Raw genomic sequence first — 21,680 nt, forward strand, 5'->3', positions numbered from 1 at the left:
GGCAGGCCCGTACTCCGTACGCCATCGCACGCCCATCGGCGACCTCGCACCGGCGGCGGTCATCCGCCCCGACGCGGGGAAGGCTTCAGCCGTGGCTCGCGCCCACCCAGCGGTCCAGCGTGCGCCGGGCCGCGCCCGAGTCGATGGAGCGCGCCGCCGTGGCCATGCCGGCCTCGATCTGCTCCGCGAGCGGTGCGTCCGTCGGCTTCAGGGCGACGAGCGCCGCCGCCGAGTTGAGCAGCACCGCGTCCCGTACGGGCCCCTGCTCGCCGTTCAGCAGCCGGCGGGCCACCTCGGCGTTGTACGACGCGTCGGCGCCGCGCAGCGCCTCCACGGGCACGAGGTCGATGCCGACGTCGCGCGGGTCGAAGCGCTCCTCGCGGACCGCGCCGTCGCGGACCACCCAGACCCGGGAGGTGGCGGTGGTGGTCAGCTCGTCGAGGCCGTCGTCGCCGCGGAACACCAGGGCCGAGGAGCCGCGTTCGGCGAGCACCCCGGCGACGATGGGGGCCATCCGGGCGTCGGCGACGCCGGTGGCCTGCGCCCGCACCCGGGCGGGGTTGGTGAGCGGGCCGAGGAAGTTGAACGTGGTGGCGATGCCCAGCTCCCGCCGGGCAGGGGCCACATGGCGCAGCGCAGGGTGGAACTTCACGGCGAAGCAGAAGGTGATGCCGGCCTCCTCGGCCACCCGCACCACCCGCTCGGGTGAGAGGTCCAGATTGACGCCGAGCTTCTCCAGGACGTCGGAGGCGCCGCTGGCGGAGGACGCGGCGCGGTTGCCGTGCTTGACGACCTTCGCCCCGGTGCCGGCCACCACGATCGCCGACATGGTGGAGATGTTCACCGTCTTGGCGCGGTCGCCGCCGGTGCCGACGATGTCGACGCTGGGCCCGGGCACCTCGATGAGGTTGGCGTGCTCGTACATGGTCCGCACCAGCCCGGAGACCTCCGCGACGGTCTCGCCCTTGGCGCGCAGGGCGACCGCGAAGCCGGCGATCTGGGCGTCGGTGGCCTCGCCCCGCATGATGCGGTCCATCGCCCAGGCGGTGTCGTCGACGCCGAGGTCCTCGCCGCGCAGCAGGGAGGTCAGCAGGTCCGGCCAGGTGCGGGCCGCCGCGTCGCCGCCGCCTGCCGGGGTCACAACGTCCATGGTCCGCTCCTGGTGGTCCGGGGTGTACGCGGTCACCCTATCCAGGGCCGCGGAACGGCGAAGAGCCCCGTCCGGGGTAAGGACGGGGCTCTCGCTGTGGCGATCAGTCGATCAGGGTTTCGGTGACCGGCCGGGGCCGGTCACCGGGGCGAAGTGCCCGGGATCAGTGGTGGCCGTGGCCGCTGGTGATCTCCTGGTACTCCTCGACGGTGGGCTTGGGGATCTGGTTGTCCTCCCCGTAGTAGCCCTTCGAGAGCTTGGCGCGCAGCTTCTGCGTGCGCGACAGCTTGCGCTCGACACCGTTCTCGTCGACCTCGGGGCCGAGCTCGAGCGGCTGGTACTGGTGGTGCTGGGTGAGCGTGTGCATCTGCTCCTGCGAGAGCGGCTCGTGCACCTCGACGAACTCACCGTGCGGCAGGCGCTTGATGATGCCGGTCTCGCGACCGTGCAGCACCTTGTCCTTGTCGCGGCGCTGGAGGCCGAGGCAGATCCGCTTGGTGACGATGAAGGTGAGCACCGGCACCACGAAGAAGGCGATGCGCACGAACCAGGTGATCGCGTTGATCGACATGTGGAAGTGCGTGGCCCACAGGTCGTTGCCACCACCGATCAGCAGCACCCAGTAGAGGCTGATCCACGCCGCGCCGAAGGCGGTGCGGGTCGGGGCGTTGCGCGGGCGGTCCAGGATGTGGTGCTCGCGCTTGTCCCCGGTGACCCAGGACTCGACGAACGGGTACACCGCGATGGCCGCCAGCACCAGCGGGAAGATCATCAGCGGGATGAACACGCCCAGGACGAGCGTGTGGCCCCAGAAGTTGATCTCCCAGCCCGGCATGATGCGGATCAGGCCCTCGGAGAAGCCCATGTACCAGTCGGGCTGGGCGTTGGTGGACACCTGGTCCGGCCGGTAGGGGCCGAGCGCCCAGATCGGGTTGATCGTGGCGATCGCCGAGATGAACGCGATCACACCGAAGACCAGGAAGAAGAAGCCTCCCGCCTTGGCGGCGTAGACCGGCATCAGCGGCATGCCGACGACGTTCTTCTCGGTCTTGCCCGGGCCGGGGAACTGCGTGTGCTTGTGGTAGACGACCAGGATCAGGTGCGCCACCAGCAGACCGAGCATCAGGCCCGGCAGCAGCAGGACGTGGATCGAGAAGAACCGCGGCACGAAGTCCGAACCGGGGAACTCGCCCCCGAAGAGGAACATCGAGATGTAGGTGCCCACGATCGGCACGGAGAGGATCGCGCCCTCCATGAACCGGACACCGGTGCCGGAGAGCAGGTCGTCCGGCAGGGAGTAACCGGTGAAGCCGGTGAACATGCCGAGCACCAGCAGCAGGAAGCCGAAGACCCAGTTGACCTCACGCGGCTTGCGGAACGCGCCGGTGAAGAACACGCGCATCATGTGCACCAGCATCGCCGCGAGGAAGATCACGGCGCCCCAGTGGTGGATCTGCCGGATCAGCAGACCACCGCGCACATCGAAGCTGATGTCCAGGGTGGAGGCGTAGGCCTCGGACATCCGGATGCCCTGCATCGGGACGTACGAGCCGTGGTACTCCACCTCGGCCATGCTGGGGTGGAAGAACAGCGTCAGATACACACCCGTGAGGATGATGATGATGAAGCTGTAGAGCGCGACCTCGCCCAGCATGAAGGACCAGTGGTCCGGGAAGATCTTGCGCATGTTGGACTTGGCCAGGGTGTAGATCCCCAGCCGGCCGTCCGCCCAGTCGGCGACCCGCTCACCGCGTGGCGCCTTGCGACCGGACGCGGGAGCGCCCGACGCGCTTGTGCTTGCAGTACTCATCCGCGCTCCCAGAAAGCAGGGCCGACGGGCTCCTCGAAGTCGCCGAGCGCCTCCAGGTAGCCATCCTTGTTCACACCGATCCGCAGCTGCGGCAGGGCGTGACCGGCCGGGCCGAAGATCACTCGGCCGCCGTCGGCCAGGTCGAAGGTCGACTGGTGGCAGGGGCACAGCACATGGTGCGTCTGCTGCTCGTAGAGGCTGATCGGGCAACCGACGTGGGTGCAGATCTTCGAGAAGGCGACGATGCCCTGGTGCGACCAGTCCAGCTCGCGCTTGTCCTTGATGTTCTCCGGCTGGAGCCGGACGATCATCAGGGCCGCCTTGGCGATCTCCTTCTGGAAGTCGTGGTCGTGCTCCTCCAGGCCCTCGGGCTTGGCGAAGGTCAGCGAGCCGACGATGACGTCCTCGGGGCGCAGCGGCTGGTTGGTGTTCTGGTTGACCAGCAGCTTGCCCTTGGACCAGGCGGTGTGGCGGAGCATGGTCCCCGGCAGCGGGCCGAGGTCGCGCAGCAGCACCACGCTGGAGAGCGGCAGCAGGGCCAGCGCTCCGAACATGGTGTTGCGGATCAGCTTGCGCCGGCCGAAGCCGGACTCCTCGGCGCCCTGCTTGAAGTCGGCGATCACCTTGGCGCGCACCTCGGGCGCGGCCTCGATGGGGTGCCGGTCGTCCGCGGTCTCCACGTCGGACATCAGGGTGCGGGCCCAGTGGACCGCGCCCGCGCCGATCATGAACAGCGCCACGCCCAGGGTGGTGCCCAGGGCGAAGTTCAGCGCGCTGACGTGACCGATCGGCCAGATGTAGACGATCTTGTCGACCGGCAGCGCCACATAGCTGGCGATGAAGGCGACGGTGGCCAGCATCGACAGGGTGAAGAACAGGGCGACCGTGCGCTCGGAGCGCCGGGCGGCCCGCTCGTCGATGTCCTGGATGCGGTGCTCGTGGGGCGGCAGCCCCGGGTCGGCGAACGGGTTGCCCCCGCGCTTCGCCACGTCACCGTGAGCCGATGCCTGCGCACCGGGCAGGTTCTCGGGCACGTCTTTGTTCTCAGTCTCACTCATGACTTCTTGGCCTTTGCGGTCCGGGCGGCGACCCAGATGGCGACCGCGACCATGGCGCCCAGGCCGAAGACCCAGCCGAACAGACCCTCGGCGACCGGGCCGAACCCGCCCAGCTCGAGACCGCCCGGGCTCTCGGACTTCTTGGAGGCGACCGTGTCGAGGTACGCGATGATGTCCTTCTTGTCCTTCTCCGGCATGGTCGTGTCCGGGAAGGAGGGCATGTTCTGCGGGCCGGTCTGCATGGCCTCGTAGATGTGCTTGGGGTCGACATCGTCGAGGTTGGGGGCGAACTTGCCACCGGTCAGGGCGCCGCCCTTACCGGTGAAGTTGTGGCACTGCGCGCAGTTGGTACGGAAGAGGTCTCCGCCCTTCGCGATGTTCCCGCCGGCCGGGTTGTACTGCTCCTCGGTGGGCGTGATCGGGCCCGCGCCGAGCGAGGCGATGTAGGCGGCCAGCTGGTCGATCTCGGCCTGGGTGTAGACCTTCTTCTTCCGCGGCACCTGGGCGCCCGGCTGCTGGGCGGGCATCCGGCCCGTGCCGACCTGGAAGTCGACGGCGGCGGAGCCGACGCCGACCAGGGGCGGCCCGTCCGAGGACCCCTGACCGCCGGTGCCGTGGCAGCTCGCGCAGCCCACGGCGTAGATCTTCTTGCCCTCCTCGATGGCGAGGGACTGGGCGGTGTTGTCGGCCTGGGCCTTGTCCGCAGGCGCGAACGCGGCGTACAGCCCCCCAGTGACCGCCAGCGCGAAGAGTAGGACGACGAGCGCCGCCAGCGGATGGCGCCGTCGTGCGGAGAGCTTTTTCACGGATTACCCCGGTGTCAGGATCTTCTGCGTCGATGCTTCAGGCTGTGTCTGTCGGGTGATGCGCGGGCGCGCGGCCCGTTACTTGATCATGTAGATCGTGGCAAACAGGCCGATCCAGACGACATCGACGAAGTGCCAGTAGTAGGACACGACGATGGCCGCCGTGGCCTGCTCGTGGGTGAACCTCTTGGCCGCGTACGTCCTGCCCAGGACCAGCAGGAAGGCGATCAGGCCGCCCGTCACGTGCAGTCCGTGGAATCCGGTGGTCAGGTAGAACACCGAGCCGTACGGGTCCGACGAGAGCGACAGACCCTCGTGCTTGACGAGCTCGGTGTACTCGAAGATCTGGCCGCCGATGAAGAACGCGCCCATCACAAAGGTGATCACGAACCACATGCGGAGCTTCTTCACATCACCGCGCTCGGCGGCGAAGACGCCGAGCTGGCAGGTGAGGGAGGAGAGCACCAGGATCGTGGTGTTCGTCGCCGAGAACGGGAAGTTCAGCGAGGACGCCATTTCCTTCCAGTGCTCGGCGCCCATCACCGATCGCAGGGTGAAGTACATCGCGAAGAGGGCCGCGAAGAACATCAGCTCGGAACTCAACCAGATGATGGTTCCGACGCTGGTGAGGTTCGGTCGGTTGACCGACGGGTGCGCGTGCCCGGTATCTACTGTCGTTGCTGTCGCCACGACCGACATTATGTCGGTCGCTTATCCCGCCCTCACTCCGGGGGGTGCCGTTCGGTGTGTCCGCGCCCCATGTCCTGCTCGAACGGCCCACTCCGCGCGCCCCTCCGGGGGCCGTCGGTGCCTGTTGACGGGGTGTCGGGCGGAGTAGCATCCGCGACACGGCCAACGGCGGCGCCCAACCGCCGCCGCGGCCCGCTCCGCCCTGTTGTTGCCCCTGCTGTGCTCCCGACACGCTCTGACCCAGCTCTCGACAAGCCCGGAGGAACCGATGCGGCCGAACGCCACCGTCCTGGTCTACAGCGATGACGCGGGCACCCGCGAGCAGGTGCGGCTGGCCACCGGGCGCAGGCCGGCGCCGGACGTGCCGCCGGTGGAGTTCGTGGAGTGCGCGACGCTCCCGGCCGTGCTGGGCGCCCTGGAGAAGGGCGGCATCGACGTCTGTGTACTGGACGGCGAGACGGCCCCGGCCGGTGGCATGGGGGTGTGCCGGCAGATCAAGGACGAGATCTTCCGCTGTCCGCCCGTGCTGCTGCTGATCGGCCGCCCGCAGGACGCCTGGCTGGCCACCTGGAGCCGCGCCGACGCGGCGGTCACCCATCCGGTGGACCCGGTGGAGTTCGCGGCCGCGCTGGCCGCGCTGCTGCGCGAGCGGCTCTCGATCGCCTCCTAGGGATCGCCCCCAGGGGGCCGCCCTCCGGCCTCCGGGCGCTCCCCCGCCACGGGTCGGCGCCGGGCCCCGGGGCGCCCTCACGGCGCCCCGGGGGCGGCTCACAGCGCCGGGCGCAGCCGGGCGGCGTCGGCGGGCCCGCCGCCCTCCCGGACGCCCTCGGTGGTCAGCGCGCTGCCCTCGCGCCACTTCTCCCAGGGGACGTTCCAGTCGCCGAAGCCGTTGTCGAAGGGCGTCATCGTCTCCCCGGCGCTGTTGACGACGGTGACGATGTCCCCGACCCGGACGGTGTCGAAGAACCACCGGGCGTTGCTCGTCGACATGCCGGTGCAGCCGTGGCTGACGTTGGCCGAGCCCTGGGAGCCCACGGACCACGGCGCGGCGTGGACGTATTCACCGCTCCAGGTCACCCGGGTGGCCCAGTGGACGGGCAGGTCGTACGACTCGGAGCTGCCGGGGGCGATGCCGATGCTGGTGCCGCGCATCCGTACGAAGGATTCCTTCGCCAGGATCGTCTTGACCCCGTTGCGGGTGGCGAACCCGGGCTTGCCGGTGGTGACCGGGATGGTGTTGATCACTTCGCCGTTGCGCTTGACCGTCATCCGGTGGGCGGACGCGTCCGTGATGGCCTCCACGCGGTCCCCGGTGCGCAGCACCACGGGCTTGGCGGGGCCGCCGTACAGGTCGTTCTCGACCTTGATGCCCTCCAGGGCCGACCGGACGTCGATCGTGGCGTGAGCGGGCCAGTAGTCGCGCGGGCGGTAGTGCAGCGTCTTGTCGTTGACCCAGTGCCAGGAGCCGGTGACCCGGGGCCTGGAGTCGACCTTCAGGGCGCGTTCGACGACGGCGCGCGCCTGGCGGTCCCTGACCGGGTGGCTCAGCTCGGCGGTGACCGGCTGGCCGACGCCGTAGGTGCCGCTGTCGGGGCCGAAGGAGACCCGCAGCAGCTTGTCGGCGGGGGCGGTGTCGAAGCCTATGACGCGGCGGCCGGGGGCGCCGTCCTCGTCCTCGGTGCTCACCCGCACGGTGTAGTGGGCGCCGGCGGCCAGCGGGGAGGTGGAGCGCCACCGGCGGCCGTCGCCACTGAGTTCACCGCGTATGTGGCGGCCCGCGGCGTCCGTGGCGGTCACATCGGTGATGCGGCCGTCATCACCCTTGGCGGTGATCTCCAGCGGCTTGTTCGGGTCCACCTTCCGGCCCCCGTCGAGGCCGGCGACGGATATCTGGCGGGCCGCGTCGTACGGCTTGGCGGACAGCGGGTGGCCGTCCGCGGCGCAGCCGGTGGTCAGCGCGAGGGGCGCCAGCAGCAGGGCGCAGCCGAGGACCGGGCCCCGGCGAAGTACGTGACTCATGGTCACAAAATAAGAACTTCCGGACCTTTCGGCGCGTCGGCCGCGTGCAAATGGGTCGGGCCCGGAAACTGGAGGGTTTCCGGGCCCGGGAGGCGGGGGCCGAACGCCGAACGTGCCGCGGGCCGGGGGCCGAACGTGCCGCGGGCCCGGCACCTGGTGGTGCCGGGCCCGCGTCATGACGCTGTTGTCACTGGTTCTGGTTCTCGCCGCGGTAGTACTCGAACACCCAGCCGAAGAGACCGACCAGGATCACCGGCATCGAGAAGTACAGCAGCCACCAGCCGAAGACCACGCCCATGAAGGCGAGCGCGCCACCGACGGCCAGCGAGAGCGGCTGCCAGCTGTGCGGGGAGAAGAAGCCGAGCTCGCCGGCGTCGTCCGCGACGTCCGCGTCCTTGCGGTCCTGCGCACCGGTGTCCACCCGGCGCGCGGTGAACGCCAGGTAGTAACCGATCATGATGCTCAGGCCGAAGGCGAGGAACAGCGCGGTGGTGCCGACCGGCTCCTTGGACCACACGCCGTAGACGATGGCCATGGCCAGGATGAAGACGGCCAGCCAGATGAACATCCGTCCCTGGATTTTCACTTCCCGGCCTCCTTGCCACCGGCCAGGGCCTTCTCGCCCGCCGGCACGTTCTCCAGCTGGTCGAGCGCGGCGATCTCAGGGTGATGCAGGTCGAACGCCGGGGATTCGGAGCGAATGCGCGGCAGCGTGAGGAAGTTGTGCCGCGGCGGCGGGCAGGAGGTCGCCCACTCCAGCGAACGGCCGTAGCCCCACGGGTCGTCGACCTCGACCTTCTTGCCGTACTTGGCGGTCTTCCAGACGTTGTAGAAGAACGGCAGGATCGACATGCCGAGCAGGAACGAGCTGATCGTCGAGATGGTGTTCAGCGTGGTCAGGCCGTCCGCGTTCAGGTAGTCCGCGTAACGGCGGGCCATGCCCTCGGCGCCCAGCCAGTGCTGCACTAGGAACGTGCCGTGGAAGCCCACGAACAGCGTCCAGAAGGTGATCTTGCCGAGCCGCTCGTCCAGCATCTTGCCGGTGAACTTCGGCCACCAGAAGTGGAAGCCGGAGAACATCGCGAAGACGACCGTACCGAAGATCACGTAGTGGAAGTGCGCCACCACGAAGTAGGTGTCGGAGACGTGGAAGTCCATCGGCGGCGAGGCCAGGATGACACCGGTCAGACCACCGAAGGTGAAGGTGATCAGGAAGCCGACGGCCCAGAGCATCGGGGTCTCGAAACTCAGTGAGCCCTTCCACATGGTGCCGATCCAGTTGAAGAACTTCACACCGGTCGGTACCGCGATCAGGAAGGTCATGAAGGAGAAGAAGGGCAACAGCACGCCACCGGTGACGTACATGTGGTGCGCCCACACGGTGACCGAGAGACCGGCGATGGAAATCGTCGCGGCGATCAGACCGATGTAACCGAACATCGGCTTGCGGCTGAAGACCGGAATGACCTCGGAAATGATGCCGAAGAACGGCAGCGCGATGATGTACACCTCGGGGTGGCCGAAGAACCAGAAGAGGTGCTGCCAGAGCAGGGAGCCGCCGTTGGCCGGATCGAAGATGTGCGATCCGAACTTGCGGTCCATCTCCAGCGCGAACAGCGCGGCGGCCAGCACGGGGAAGGCGAGCAGCACCAGCACACCGGTGAGCAGCACGTTCCAGGTGAAGATCGGCATCCGGAACATCGTCATGCCGGGAGCGCGCATGCAGATGATCGTGGTGATGAAGTTGACCGAGCCGAGGATCGTGCCGAAGCCGGAGAAGGCCAGACCCATGATCCACATGTCACCGCCGACACCCGGCGAGTGCACCGCGTCGGAGAGCGGGGCGTAGGCGAACCAGCCGAAGTCGGCGGCGCCCTGCGGGGTGAGGAAGCCACCCACGGCGATCAGCGAGCCGAACAGGTAGAGCCAGTAGGCGAACATGTTCAGCCGCGGGAAGGCCACATCGGGGGCACCGATCTGGAGCGGCATGATCCAGTTGGCGAAACCGGCGAACAGCGGCGTCGCGAACATCAGCAGCATGATCGTGCCGTGCATCGTGAACGCCTGGTTGAACTGCTCGTTCGACATGATCTGCGTGCCGGGACGAGCGAGCTCCGCGCGCATGACCAGAGCCATCACGCCGCCGATGATGAAGAACACGAACGACGTGATGAGGTACAGCGAGCCGATGGTCTTGTGGTCGGTGGTCGTCAGCCACTTGACCACGGTGTTGCCGGGCTGCTTACGGCGTACCGGAAGCTCGTCGGCATAGGCGGCGGTGGCGGCACCCCGGGGTTCGTTGAGGATGCTCATTCGGTGTTCGTCTCCGCATTCTTGGCGGCCTCAGTCTGGGGAATGCCGGACTGGATGTAGCCGGTCTGGCCCTTCTTCGCCAGGTCCTTCAGGTGCGCCCGGTACTCCTCCGGGGAGACGACCTTGACGTTGAAGAGCATCCGCGAGTGGTCGACGCCGCACAGCTCGGCGCACTTGCCCATGAAGACGCCCTCCTTGTTGGGGGTCACCTCGAAGACATTGGTGTGCCCCGGGATGACGTCCATCTTCATCAGGAAGGGGACGACCCAGAAGGAGTGGATGACGTCGCGGGAGGTCAGGATGAACTGGACCTTCTCGCCCTTGGGCAGCCACAGGGTGGGGCCGGGGCTCGGGTTGCCCGGGTCCTTCTGACCGGGCGTGCCGGTCTCGTAGACGCCCTCGGCGCCCTTGGGCACGACCTCGAGCTTCTTGTCCGGGATCGTGGAGATTTCCTTCGGGAGCGCGCCCGGCGTGGCCGGGTTGCCGTCCACGTCCTCCATGTAGTTGAAGCCCCAGCTCCACTGGTAACCGACCACGTTGATGACGTGGTCGGGCTTCTTGGAGGTCTTGAGCAGCTCGCTCTCATCGCGCGCGGTGAAGTAGAAGAGCACCGCCACGATGATGATCGGGACCGCGGTGTACAGCGCCTCGATCGGCATGTTGTACCGGGTCTGCGGGGGAACCTCGACCTTGGTCCGGGTGCGCCGGTGGAAGATCACACTCCACAGGATCAAGCCCCAGACCAGTACGCCCGTGGCGAGCGCAGCCGCCCACGAGCCCTGCCACAGGGAGAGAATCCGCGGCGCCTCCTCCGTGACGGGGGAGGGCATTCCCAGCCGGGGGAAGTCCTTCCATGTGTATTCGCAACCGGTGGCGGTCGCAAGGACCAGGCCCGCGGCCAGCACCTGCGGCAGCTTCCGCCGCATCGGGCGCCGCGACGAGCGGTCGGAGCCGTTGGGACTCACGTAGCGCCTTCCCGAGAGTCTCGCCCGTGCGGCCGGCTGCGGCCGTCTCGCTGGTCGGTCGCCGGCCCGCTGCGGGCAGGGGTTTGGATGTTTATGCGGACCAAACCCTACTGGACGCTATTTGGGGTCGCGCGGGGAGGGTACCCAACGCGCCGTATGGCACCCCGAAGGGGTGGATCAGGCGTGGAAGGGGGGCCCGCCGCCCCGATCTGACGGCCCCTCGCCCGATCCCCGCGGGCCCTTGCCGGGCGGGCCGGGGGGCCTCGCGCCGGCCGGTCCGCGCGGGCCCGCCCCGGCCGCGGTCCGGCCGGGCCGCCCGGGAGGCGAACGGCCCCCGACGGGGGGGAGGACCGGCCGGAACCCGGGGGCGAACGGTCCCCGACGGGGGAGGACCGGCCGGAACCCCGGGGACCGCGTTAGCGTGAGGCGTGCCCTACTTCGATGCCGCCTCCTCGGCGCCTCTGCACCCCGTGGCGCGCCAAGCGCTGACCGCCTCGCTCGACGAGGGCTGGGCGGACCCCGCCCGCCTCTACCGCGAGGGCCGGCGGGCCCGGCTGCTGCTCGACGCGGCCCGCGAGGCCGCGGCCGAGGCGGTCGGCTGCCGGCCGGACGAGCTCAGCTTCACTCCTTCGGGCACCCGCGCGGTGCACACCGGCGTCGCCGGGGCGCTGGCCGGGCGCCGCCGCGCCGGCGGCCATCTGGTGGTCTCCGCCGTGGAGCACTCCTCCGTGCTGCACGCCGCCGAGTCCCACGCGGCGGCCGGCGGCTCCGTCACCGAGGTGCCCGTCGACCGCGCCGGGCGGGTGTCGGCCGCCGGCTTCGCCGCCGCGCTCCGCGCGGACACCGCGCTGGCCTGCTGCCAGTCCGCCAACCACGAGGTCGGCACCGAGCAGCCGGTGGCCGAGGTGGCGCGGGCCTGTGCCGCGGCGGGCGTTCCGCTGCTGGTGGACGCGGCCCAGTCGCTGGGCTGGGGGCCGGTCGAGGGCGACTGGTCGCTGCTGGCGGCCAGCGCCCACAAGTGGGGCGGCCCGGCCGGGGTCGGGCTGCTGGCCGTGCGCAAGGGCGTGCGCTTCGCGCCGGCCGGCCCGCGCGACGAGCGGGAGTCCGGGCGCGCGCCGGGCTTCGAGAACATCCCGGGCGTGGTGGCCGCCGTCGCCGCGCTGCGGGCCGTGCGGCAGGAGGCGGTGGCGGAGGCGGCCCGGCTGCGGCAGCTGATCGACCGGGTGCGGGCCAGGGTCCCCGAGCTGGTCCCGGACGTGGAGGTGGTCGGCGACCCGGTGCACCGGCTGCCGCACGTGGTGACCTTCTCCTGTCTCTACGCCGACGGGGAGGCGCTCCTCCACGAGCTGGACCGGGCCGGCTTCTCCGTGTCGTCCGGCTCCTCGTGCACCTCCAGCACGCTGATCCCGAGCCATGTACTGAAGGCGATGGGGGTGCTCTCGGAGGGCAATGTGCGGGTGTCGCTGCCCATGGGCGCGGCCGAGGCGGACGTGGAGCGCTTTCTGGCGGTGCTGCCGGAGGCGGTGCGGGCGGTACGGGACCGGCTGGGCGCGCCGGGGGCGGCGCCGGTGTCCGGTGGGGTGTCCGTTCCGACCTCTGACGGGCCCGCGCCCGCTTCGGAGGCGGCCTCCGGTGGGGCGGCTGCCGGCCCGGCCGCCGAACCCGACTCCCCCGCGCTCACCGTGGACGCGCTGGGCAAGCGGTGCCCCATCCCGGTGATCGAGCTGGCGAAGGTGATCGGCGACGTTCCGGCGGGAGCGGTCGTCGCGGTGCTGTCGGACGACGAGGCCGCGCGGCTGGACATCCCGGCGTGGTGCGAGATGCGGGAGCAGGAGTACCTGGGGGAGCGGGCCGTGCCCGGGGGCACGGCCTATCTGGTCCGCCGCGCCTGAGCACGGCTCTCGCGACCGCCCGCCCCCCGCCTGCTGCCACCCGGCCCCTTGATCGTGACGGTCGTCACGATCAAGGGCCGCGTGGGCTGTCCCGGGCTCAGGCGAGGTGCGCCGTGACCTCCGCCGCCGCGTCCTGCCCGTACGCCTTGGTGAAGCGCTCCATGAAGTGGCCGCGCCGCAGCTCGTACTCCTGGGTGCCCAGGGTCTCGATCACCAGCGTGGCGAGCATGCAGCCGAGCTGCGCGGACCGCTCCAGGGAGAGGTCCCAGGACAGGCCCGCGAGGAAGCCGGCGCGGAACGCGTCGCCCACCCCGGTCGGGTCGACCTTGGCGTCCTCCTCCGGGCAGCCGACCTCGATCGGGTCCTCGCCGGTCCGCTCGATCCGCACGCCGCGGGCGCCGAGCGTGGTCACCCGGGTGCCCACCCGGCCCAGGATGTCCTCCTCCGACCAGCCCGTCTTGTTCTCGATCAGGGCCTTCTCGTACTCATTGGTGAAGAGGTACGTGGCGCCCTCGACGAGCACCCGGATGTCGTCGCCCGACATCCGGGCGAGCTGCTGGGAGGGGTCGGCGGCGAACGGGATGCCGCGGGTGCGGCACTCCTCGGTGTGACGGATCATCGCCTCGGGGTCGTCCGCCCCGATGAGCACGAGGTCGAGCCCGCCGACCCGGTCGGCGACCGGCTGCAGCTCGATGTTGCGGGCCTCGCTCATCGCGCCGGTGTAGAAGGACGCGATCTGGTTGTGGTCGGCGTCCGTGGTGCAGACGAAGCGGGCGGTGTGCAGCACTTCGGAGATCCGGACGGAGGAGGTGTCCACCCCGTGTCGGTCCAGCCAGGCCCGGTACTCCGCGAAGTCGTTGCCGGCCGCGCCCACCAGGATCGGCCGCAGGCCGAGCAGCCCCATGCCGAAGCAGATGTTGGGGGCCACGCCGCCCCGGCGCACATCGAGGGTGTCGACGAGGAAGGAGAGGGAGACCGTGTGGAGCTGGTCCGCGACGAGCTGATCGGCGAAGCGGCCGGGGAAGGTCATCAGATGGTCGGTGGCGATGGAGCCGGTGACAGCGATACGCACGGCGGGTCTGCTCCTGCGGATGGGTGGGAAACGGCGGAATGGGGCGGGCACAGAGGTGACGCGGGACGTCGTCGGCCGACGCGCGGCCGCACCACCGTCAACATGGAAACCCACGTCAACGGCGGACAAGGCTACCGGGGCGGCTCTTCCAGGGCACCGACCCGGCAAAACTACCCAATAGTAGGGGTTTCTCCATCGGCTACCGATGAGTACGGTGCCTCGTGTACGGGGCTCGCGCCCGTGCGGGCCCCCTGGACCGCTTGGCGGGAGTCCCCATGCCGAAGCACCGCCCCGAGCACGCCGTGTCCACCGCGCACCGGCACGGACCGGAACCGGAATCGCTGGCCGAGCTCCGCGGGGACTGCGCGCGGATGGCCTCGCGGTGGCCGGCGGCCCGGACCGCCCACCCCACCGAGCCCGTCCCACCGGCGCGGATTCATGGCGTACGGGTCCCGGCGGGCTCGGCCGAGCTGCTGGACGGAATGTCCGAATACGGCGACTGAGCGCGGGACCGGAAGGCGGGCCGTCACCTCCGGGCGGCGGCCCGCCACCGCCTCGTACGGCATCCGGGCCGCGCGCCGTACGGTCGGTGGCCCGGGCCCGGACGCCGCCCGGGCAGCCGCCCGCGCGGGGGTCCGACCGAACGTCCGACCGAAGGAAACGGCCCGGAGGGGAACCGCCCGCTCCCCCGCTCCGTCCAATCCGCGTCCTCCACCTGAGGGATACGGCATCAACTGTCGAGCGGAGCCGAAGGAGCACATGCGGTGAGCAGCGAGCACACCCCCGAGGCCACTCCGGAGCACCACGACTCCGGCACTCCCCCCGTCTCCGGCGGGGGTTCCCCCTCCCCCGCCGCGGACGGGGCGGACCCCGGGTCCTCCGGTGCGGCGGCCCGCCCGCGCCGTCGGCCCGCGCTGACGGCCGCCGCGGTGGCGGTCGCCGTGCTGCTGGCGGGCGGCGGCGGTGCGTACCTGGTGACGACGGCGTCGGAGGGCCGCGGGGGCCCCTCGGGCGCCGGGCCGCAGCAGGGCGACCCACCACCGCTGCCACTGGACGGGGCCGCGCCGGCGCCCGAGGGCCCGGCGGGGGTGGCGCCGGGCGAGCCGAACCCCTACGGCGAGCGCTACCGCGCCCTGGTGAAGCTGCCGGACGGCCCCGGGAAGGCGGCGGTCCACCGGCCGAGCGGGGAGGTGACCCGCGAGGACGTGCTGGAGCTGGCCAAGGCGCTGGACGTGTCGGGCGCGCCCCGGCAGACCCCGGACGGCTGGCAGGTGGGGCTCACGCCGGACGGCGGCGGGCCGCTGCTGACGGTGGCCGCGAAGGCGCCGGGCACGTGGTCCTTCGCCCGCTACAAGGCCGGCGGCGGCCCGGGCGGCGGGTGCACGGAGCCGCCGATGGCGCTGCCGCCGAAGGACGGCTCGGGCGTACGGCCGTCGGCGCCGCCCGCGCGCTGTGCCGCTCCGGGGCAGCACCCCAATGATCAGGGCGCCCAGGGCCCCAAGGGGGCCGAGGGCGACAAGGGGGCCGAGGGCGACAAGGGCACGGAGCCGGTGTCGCCGGAGCGGGCCCGGCAGGCGGCGGCGCCCGTGCTGGCGGCCGTCGGGCTGGAGGGGGCGAAGCTCGACACCGGGCAGACCATGGGCGCGATCCGGGTCGTGAACGCCAATCCGGTGCTGGACGGGCTGCCGACGTACGGCTGGCACACCGGGGTCCAGGTGGGCGCGGACGGCCAGGTGGTCGGGGGCAGCGGCCATCTGTCGGCGCCGGCCCGGGGCGCGGAGTACCCGGTGCTGAGCGCGGCGGACACGCTCAAGGAGCTCAACAAGGCGAGCCAGGGCGGCAAGGTCGGCATCGCCGGCTGCGCCTCGCCGGTGCCGCACGGCGGCCCGGAGGGGTCCGTGGCGAGCGAGGGCGGCAGCGGCCGGCCCTGTGCCACGGAGCCGGGTGGCGCGGTGGCGCCCCGGCGGGAGCCGGCCCAGGTGCGGGGCGCGACCTTCGGGCTGGCGATCCACGCGGTGGCCGGGCAGCCGGCGCTGGTGCCGTCGTGGCTGTTCGAGGTGGTGCCGTCCGGCGCCGGCGCGGACGCGAAGGCCACCTCCACGGTGACGCACCCGGCGGTGAAGCCGGAGTTCATCGAGCGGCCGGGGTCCGGGACGCGGCCGCCCTCCGAGCCGGGCCGGCCGGGCGTGCGCGGCCCGCAGGCCACGTCGTACACGGCCGAGGGCACGAAGCTGACGCTCTACTTCTGGGGCGGAGTGTGCAGCACGTACGCGGCGTCCGCGAACGAGGCGGGCGAGCGGGTGAAGACCCGGATCAGGGTCGTGGAGACGCGGACCGGCGGCCCGTGCGTCGCCATCGCCAAGGAGTACGCGCTGTCGGTGACGCTGGAGAAGCCGCTGGGCGAGCGCGAGGTGATCGACGCGGGCAGCGGTGAGCGGGTGCCGCGCAGGACGGCGTCGACGGAGGTGCCGGCGGCGCCGACGGGGGAACCGGGGCCGAAGTAGCGGCGGCGTACGGGGGCGCGTACGGCCGCGCGCACGGCGAAGGCGGCGGACCCTTCGGGGGGGTCCGCCGCCTTCGTGCGGTTCGGCAGGCGCCGTCCGGTGGCCCCGGCCGGCTGCCGTGGTCCGCCTAGTGGAACGAGTCGCCGCAGGCGCAGGAGCCGGTAGCGTTGGGGTTGTCGATGGTGAAGCCCTGCTTCTCGATGGTGTCGACGAAGTCGATGGAGGCACCGCCGAGGTACGGGGCGCTCATCCGGTCGGTGACGACCTTGACGCCGTCGAAGTCCTTCACCACGTCGCCGTCGAGCGAGCGCTCGTCGAAGAAGAGCTGGTAGCGCAGGCCGGAGCAGCCGCCGGGCTGGACGGCGACACGCAGCGCGAGGTCCTCGCGGCCCTCCTGCTCCAGCAGGCTCTTGACCTTGGCCGCGGCGGCGTCGGACAGAATGATGCCGTCGCTCACGCTGGTCTTCTCGTCCTGAACGGACATCTGCTTCTCTCCCGGGGTCGTACGGACTGTGCCGTCAGCGGATAACCGACGGGGCCGCGGATTCATTCCGGGCCGGGCACCTTCTCCTCGTTCATGCTCGCACACCGGGCGGCCCCGGGGCACGGCCCTCCCTCGGCGGGGGCCGGGCCCCGGTGGGGCGGCGGCGGGGTGCGGATGGGGTCTCGGCCGGGCCCCGGCCGGGTGGCAGGCGGACCTTGCCCGCGCCTCGGCCGGGCCTCGGCCGGGCCCCGCACGGGTGGCAACGGGCCCGCGGCCGGGCCTTGCTCGGGAATGCGTCACATCGACGCGATGGGCATCGTCAAACTGACGTGAACCGGTTATGATAATAGCGTCAATCAGACGAAAAGGCTCCGCGGAACACAGAAAGGGTGCGTGCAGTGACCACGGCCCAGAACCTCGATGTCCAGCCGACGCCGCTCGCTCTGTTGCTGCTCGGCCGAGAGGCCGACCCGCGGAGCGAGCGCGGCGTCGAGTGCCCGGGCGATCTGCCCGCCGCGTCCGACCCGGACCTGGTGGAGCGGGCGCGCGCGGCCAAGGCGAGGCTCGGGGACAAGGTCTTCGTGCTCGGCCACCACTACCAGCGCGACGAAGTGATCCAGTTCGCGGATGTCACCGGGGACTCCTTCAAGCTCGCGCGGGACGCGGCGGCCCGGCCCGAGGCCGAGTACATCGTCTTCTGCGGTGTGCACTTCATGGCGGAGTCCGCGGACATCCTCACCACCGACGACCAGCAGGTCATCCTCCCCGACCTGGCGGCGGGCTGCTCGATGGCCGACATGGCCACGGCCGAGCAGGTCGCCGAGTGCTGGGACGTGCTCACGGAGGCGGGCGTCGCCGACGTCACCGTCCCCGTCTCGTACATGAACTCCTCGGCCGACATCAAGGCGTTCACGGGCCGGCACGGCGGCACGATCTGCACGTCGTCCAACGCCAAGCGGGCGCTGGACTGGGCCTTCGAGCAGGGCGAGAAGGTGCTGTTCCTGCCCGACCAGCACCTGGGCCGCAACACGGCCGTCCGCGACATGGGGATGTCGCTCGAGGACTGCGTCGTCTACAACCCGCACAAGCCGGGCGGCGGCGTGACCGCGGAGCAGCTGCGGGCCGCGAAGATGATCCTCTGGCGCGGCCACTGCTCGGTGCACGGCCGCTTCTCGCTGGACTCGGTCAACGACGTCCGCGAGCGGATTCCGGGCGTCAACGTGCTGGTGCACCCGGAGTGCAAGCACGAGGTCGTGGCGGCGGCGGACTACGTCGGCTCCACGGAGTACATCATCAAGACGCTGGAGGCCGCGCCGGCCGGCTCCAAGTGGGCCATCGGCACGGAGCTCAACCTCGTACGGCGCCTGGCGAACCGCTTCGCCGACGAGGGCAAGGAGATCGTCTTCCTCGACAAGACGGTCTGCTTCTGCTCCACGATGAACCGGATCGACCTGCCGCACCTGGTCTGGACGCTGGAGTCGCTGGCGAACGGAACGGTGGTCAACCGCATCCAGGTCGACCCGGAGACGGAGAAGTTCGCGAAGCTGGCACTGGAGCGGATGCTGGCGCTTCCGTAACGCGCGCACGCGCGCAACGCGTCTTCGAGCGGGCGGGCCCGCACACCATGAGGTGTGCGGGCCCGCCCTCTTCCGAAGGGGTCGTCAGACGCCCGCGGAGGCCGGCTCCCTCGGGGCCGCGTCCGGCGTCGACGGCGGCGTGCCGCCCCGCTTCTTCGCCTTCTTCGCGCGGCGGCGCTCCTTGCGGAGCTCCACCATCGCGTAGAGCGTCGGGACCAGCAGCAGCGTCAGCAGCGTCGAGGTGATCAGGCCGCCGATCACCACCACCGCCAGCGGCTGCGAGATGAACCCGCCGTCGCCGGTGATCGACAGCGCCATCGGCAGCAGCGCGCAGATCGTCGCCAGCGCCGTCATCAGGATCGGCCGCAGCCGGTGCCGGCCGCCCTCGACGACCGCCTCGACCACCCCGTACCCCTGGGCCCGGTACTGGTTGATCAGGTCGATCAGCACGATCGCGTTGGTCACCACGATGCCGATCAGCATCAGCATGCCGATCATCGCCGGGACGCCCATCGGCGTACCCGTGGCGACCAGCAGGCCGATCGCGCCGGTGGCCGCGAAGGGGATGGAGACCAGCAGGATCAGCGGCTGGATCAGCGAGCGGAACGTCGCGACCAGCAGCATGAAGACGATCGCGATGGCCGCCAGCATGGCCAGGCCCAGCGAGCCGAACGCCTCGTCCTGGTCCTCGGAGACGCCGCCGATCTCGGCGGTCGCGCCGGCCGGCAGATCCAGCGCCTTGATCTTCGCCTGGAGGTCCGCGCTGACCGCGCCCGTGTTGTCCGCGGTCGGCTTGGCCGTGATCGTCGCGGCCCGCGCCCCGTCGATCCGGGTCATCTGGACCGGCCCCGGCACCGTCTTGACCTGGGCGATCTCGCCGAGCGCGACCGCGCCGGCCGGGGTGGCCAGGGTGAGCGACTTCAGCTCGGCCTCGGTCCTGGCGGGCTTGGCGGACTTCACCACCACATCGCGCTCGGTGTCGCCGAGCACCGCCTTGCCGGAGGTGGTGCCGCGCACCGCCTGGGCGACGGCCTGGCCGAGGGTGGCCTCGGTGAAGCCGTACTCGGCCGCCTTGGGCGTCCCGGTGACCGCGATCCGCGGCACGCTCTGCGCGAGGTCGCTCTGGACGTCGGTGACGTCGTCGACCTTCGTCACCTCGGCGCGGACCTGCTCGGCCGCCTTCTTGAGCACCTCCGCGTCGGCGGCCTTGACGACCACGCTCAGGTCCTGGCTGCCGAAGCCGTCGCCCGCGGCGACGCTGGTCTGGCCGATGTCCTTGCCGAGCGCGGCGAGCCCGTCGCGGATCTTGTCGAGGGCGGCCTCGGAGTCCTTGGAGTCCTTCAGCTTCACCTGGTACGAGGCCTGGTTGGCGCCCGTGCCGCCGCCGAAGGCCGCCATGATGCCGGAGGAGCCGACCGTGACCTGGTAGTCCTTGACCTCGGGCAGCTTGGCGAGCATGCCCTCGACCTTCTTCGCGGCGGCGTCGGCCGCGTCCAGGCTGGTGCCCGGGGCGAGCTTCTGCTTGATGGACAGCGTGTCCTGGTTGCCGGAGTCGAAGAAGTTGGTCTTCAGCAGCGGCGCCATCCCGAAGGTGAGCACCAGCACCACCACGGCGATCACCAGGCTGGTGATCCGGCGCCGGGTGGCGAAGCGGAGCACCGGGACGTAGAGCCGCTGGAGCGGGCTGCCGGCCTCCTTCTCCTCGGCGCGGCGGCGCTGCTCCTCGGGGTCGAGGCCCGCGCTCGACTTGGGGGCGCGCAGGAACCAGTACGAGAGCACCGGCACGACCGTGAGCGACACCAGCAGCGAGGCGAGCAGCGCGACCGAGACGGTCAGCGAGAACGAGCCGAACAGCGCGCCCACCATGCCGCCGACCACGCCGATCGGCAGGAACACCGCGACGGTGGTGAGCGTGGAGGAGGTGATCGCGCCGGCGACCTCCTTGACCGCGGAGACGATCGCCTGCTGCCGCTCCTCGCCGTAGGCGAGATGCCGCTTGATGTTCTCCAGCACCACGATCGAGTCGTCGACGACCCGGCCGATGGCGATGGTGAGCGCGCCCAGGGTGAGCATGTTGAGCGACAGGTCCCGGGTCCACAGCACGATCAGCGTGATCACGACGGAGAGCGGGATGGAGACCGCGGTGACCAGCGTCGAGCGCAGCGACGCCAGGAAGATCAGGATGATCACGACGGCCATCACCAGGCCGAGGAGGCCCTCGGTGGTGAGGCTGCTGATGGACTTGGAGACCGCCGGCCCCTGGTCGCTGACGACCGTGAGGTCGGCGCCGGCGCCGAGGTCCTGCCGCAGCTCGGGCAGCTTGTCCTTGACCGCCTTGGAGATGGCGACGGCGCTGCCGTCCTGGCCCATGGTGACCACGACGGCGAGGCTGGGCTCGCCGTTGGTGCGGGTGATGGAGGTGGCCGTGGTCGGCTCCTCCTTGACGGTGGCGATGTCCCCGAGGCGTACGGGCTTGGGCGCGCCACCGGAGCCGGAGCCGCCGCCGGGGCCGGCCGCGGCGCCGGAGACCCGCAGGTCCTCGATCTGGCGCAGCGAGGTGAACCCGGAGCCGACCTGGACGGTCTTGCTCCTGCCCGCCTCGGCGAACGAACCGGCCGGCACGGAGGCGCCGTTGGCCTGGAGCACCTGGCCGAGCGCGGCCGGGGTGAGCCCGGCGGCGGCGAGCCTGGCCTCGTCGGGGGTGACGGAGACGATCCGGTCCTGCACCCCGTCCACGGTGACCTGGCCGACGCCGTCGATGTCCTTGAGCGCCGGCACGACCGACCGCTTGAGCTGGTCGGCGAGCGCCTGCTGGTCCTTGCCCGAGGAGGAGACCGCGAGCACCACGGTCGGGATGTCGTCGGTGGAGCCGGCGACGACCTGCGGGTCGACCTCGGTGGGCAGCTTGGCGCGGGCCCGGTTCACGGCCTGCTGGACATCGGCGACGAGCTGCTTGGAGCCGGTGCCGTAGTCGAACTTGGCCATGATGACGGCCGAGCCCTCGCTGGCCGTGGAGGTGATGCCGGTGATGCCGTCGACGGCCTCGAGGCTGTCCTCGAGCGGTTCGACGACCTGCTTCTCGACCACGTCGGGGGACGCGCCCTGGTACGGGGCGATCACCGACACCATGGGCAGGTCGATGGACGGCAGCAACTGCTGCTTGAGCTGGGGGATCGCGACCGCCCCGAAGACGATCGCGACGATCGCCATCAGGGCTATCAGGCCCCTTTGTGCGAGGCTGAATCTCGACAGCCAGGACATGGGTGGGGTCTCTCTCTGTTACGTCAGTCGGCGAGGCCCTCGGACGCGTCGCGCACGATGCTTTTAAGGCCCGCTTACA

17 protein-coding genes are annotated in these 21,680 nt (G+C 71.0%); 5 read left to right on the forward strand and 12 right to left on the reverse strand.

Annotation, left to right across the window (positions count from 1 at the left end; genetic code table 11):
• Window positions 1-85 precede the first annotated feature (85 nt).
• The 5 genes from trpD to ctaE all read right to left on the reverse strand — a co-directional run bounded on the left by trpD (window position 86) and on the right by ctaE (window position 5,523).
• Entirely contained in the window at window positions 86-1,150 is a 1,065-nt protein-coding gene (trpD, locus tag ACSNOD_RS07875) for an anthranilate phosphoribosyltransferase (protein WP_436766048.1), read from the reverse strand.
• Window positions 1,151-1,313: 163 nt separating this feature from the next.
• The gene (qcrB, locus tag ACSNOD_RS07880) at window positions 1,314-2,960 is read right to left on the reverse strand and encodes a cytochrome bc1 complex cytochrome b subunit (protein WP_436766049.1); all 1,647 of its coding nucleotides are present in this window, start codon (window positions 2,958-2,960) and stop codon (window positions 1,314-1,316) included.
• Window positions 2,957-4,018: a cytochrome bc1 complex Rieske iron-sulfur subunit gene (gene qcrA / locus ACSNOD_RS07885; RefSeq protein ID WP_436766050.1), complete on the reverse strand. Its 1,062-nt coding sequence runs from the start codon at window positions 4,016-4,018 to the stop codon at window positions 2,957-2,959. The genes qcrB and qcrA overlap by 4 nt, the downstream gene beginning before the upstream one ends.
• The gene (gene qcrC, locus ACSNOD_RS07890) at window positions 4,015-4,824 is read right to left on the reverse strand and encodes a cytochrome bc1 complex diheme cytochrome c subunit (RefSeq protein WP_436766051.1); all 810 of its coding nucleotides are present in this window, start codon (window positions 4,822-4,824) and stop codon (window positions 4,015-4,017) included. The genes qcrA and qcrC overlap by 4 nt, the downstream gene beginning before the upstream one ends.
• A gap of 78 nt (window positions 4,825-4,902) precedes the next feature.
• A complete protein-coding gene (ctaE, locus tag ACSNOD_RS07895) occupies window positions 4,903-5,523 on the reverse strand; it encodes an aa3-type cytochrome oxidase subunit III (RefSeq protein ID WP_436766052.1) in 621 nt (206 codons plus the stop codon).
• A gap of 259 nt (window positions 5,524-5,782) precedes the next feature.
• On the opposite strand from ctaE, the gene ACSNOD_RS07900 reads away from it, so the two are divergent.
• The gene (locus ACSNOD_RS07900; protein WP_436766053.1) at window positions 5,783-6,184 is read left to right on the forward strand and encodes a hypothetical protein; all 402 of its coding nucleotides are present in this window, start codon (window positions 5,783-5,785) and stop codon (window positions 6,182-6,184) included.
• A 98-nt stretch (window positions 6,185-6,282) separates the two neighbouring features.
• Here the strand turns inward: ACSNOD_RS07900 and ACSNOD_RS07905 are convergent, their stop codons facing one another.
• The 4 genes from ACSNOD_RS07905 to ctaC form a co-directional block, all read right to left on the reverse strand.
• Window positions 6,283-7,533 carry an Ig-like domain-containing protein gene (locus ACSNOD_RS07905; protein ID WP_436766054.1) on the reverse strand — a complete coding sequence of 417 codons (1,251 nt, stop codon included), beginning with the start codon at window positions 7,531-7,533 and terminating at the stop codon, window positions 6,283-6,285.
• 187 nt (window positions 7,534-7,720) lie between these two features.
• Window positions 7,721-8,119, reverse strand: coding sequence for a cytochrome c oxidase subunit 4 (locus ACSNOD_RS07910; protein ID WP_436766055.1), 399 nt, complete (start codon window positions 8,117-8,119; stop codon window positions 7,721-7,723).
• Complete coding sequence (gene ctaD / locus ACSNOD_RS07915) at window positions 8,116-9,846, reverse strand: aa3-type cytochrome oxidase subunit I (protein ID WP_436766056.1); 1,731 nt, start codon at window positions 9,844-9,846, stop codon at window positions 8,116-8,118. Before ctaD ends, ACSNOD_RS07910 begins: the two co-directional genes overlap by 4 nt.
• The gene (gene ctaC, locus ACSNOD_RS07920) at window positions 9,843-10,811 is read right to left on the reverse strand and encodes an aa3-type cytochrome oxidase subunit II (RefSeq protein WP_436766057.1); all 969 of its coding nucleotides are present in this window, start codon (window positions 10,809-10,811) and stop codon (window positions 9,843-9,845) included. Before ctaC ends, ctaD begins: the two co-directional genes overlap by 4 nt.
• Before the next feature lie 428 nt (window positions 10,812-11,239).
• Here ctaC and ACSNOD_RS07925 point away from each other — a divergent pair, with 428 nt between their 5' ends.
• Complete coding sequence (locus tag ACSNOD_RS07925; RefSeq protein WP_436766058.1) at window positions 11,240-12,703, forward strand: cysteine desulfurase/sulfurtransferase TusA family protein; 1,464 nt, start codon at window positions 11,240-11,242, stop codon at window positions 12,701-12,703.
• A gap of 97 nt (window positions 12,704-12,800) precedes the next feature.
• Here the strand turns inward: ACSNOD_RS07925 and ACSNOD_RS07930 are convergent, their stop codons facing one another.
• Window positions 12,801-13,775: a carbohydrate kinase family protein gene (locus ACSNOD_RS07930; protein WP_436766059.1), complete on the reverse strand. Its 975-nt coding sequence runs from the start codon at window positions 13,773-13,775 to the stop codon at window positions 12,801-12,803.
• A 275-nt stretch (window positions 13,776-14,050) separates the two neighbouring features.
• Here ACSNOD_RS07930 and ACSNOD_RS07935 point away from each other — a divergent pair, with 275 nt between their 5' ends.
• The gene (locus ACSNOD_RS07935; RefSeq protein ID WP_436766060.1) at window positions 14,051-14,278 is read left to right on the forward strand and encodes a hypothetical protein; all 228 of its coding nucleotides are present in this window, start codon (window positions 14,051-14,053) and stop codon (window positions 14,276-14,278) included.
• 261 nt (window positions 14,279-14,539) lie between these two features.
• Window positions 14,540-16,279: a hypothetical protein gene (locus tag ACSNOD_RS07940; protein WP_436766061.1), complete on the forward strand. Its 1,740-nt coding sequence runs from the start codon at window positions 14,540-14,542 to the stop codon at window positions 16,277-16,279.
• Between the two features lie 127 nt (window positions 16,280-16,406).
• Here the strand turns inward: ACSNOD_RS07940 and ACSNOD_RS07945 are convergent, their stop codons facing one another.
• Entirely contained in the window at window positions 16,407-16,763 is a 357-nt protein-coding gene (locus ACSNOD_RS07945) for a HesB/IscA family protein (protein WP_436766062.1), read from the reverse strand.
• A 389-nt stretch (window positions 16,764-17,152) separates the two neighbouring features.
• Between ACSNOD_RS07945 and nadA the strand changes: the two genes are divergently transcribed.
• The gene (gene nadA, locus ACSNOD_RS07950; RefSeq protein WP_436766063.1) at window positions 17,153-18,340 is read left to right on the forward strand and encodes a quinolinate synthase NadA; all 1,188 of its coding nucleotides are present in this window, start codon (window positions 17,153-17,155) and stop codon (window positions 18,338-18,340) included.
• An 84-nt stretch (window positions 18,341-18,424) separates the two neighbouring features.
• On the opposite strand, the gene ACSNOD_RS07955 is transcribed toward nadA, so the two are convergent.
• Entirely contained in the window at window positions 18,425-21,601 is a 3,177-nt protein-coding gene (locus tag ACSNOD_RS07955) for an efflux RND transporter permease subunit (RefSeq protein WP_436766064.1), read from the reverse strand.
• Window positions 21,602-21,680: the final 79 nt, after the last annotated feature.

The organism is Streptomyces sp. URMC 123 (genome assembly GCF_051386515.1).
GTDB lineage: Bacteria > Actinomycetota > Actinomycetes > Streptomycetales > Streptomycetaceae > Streptomyces.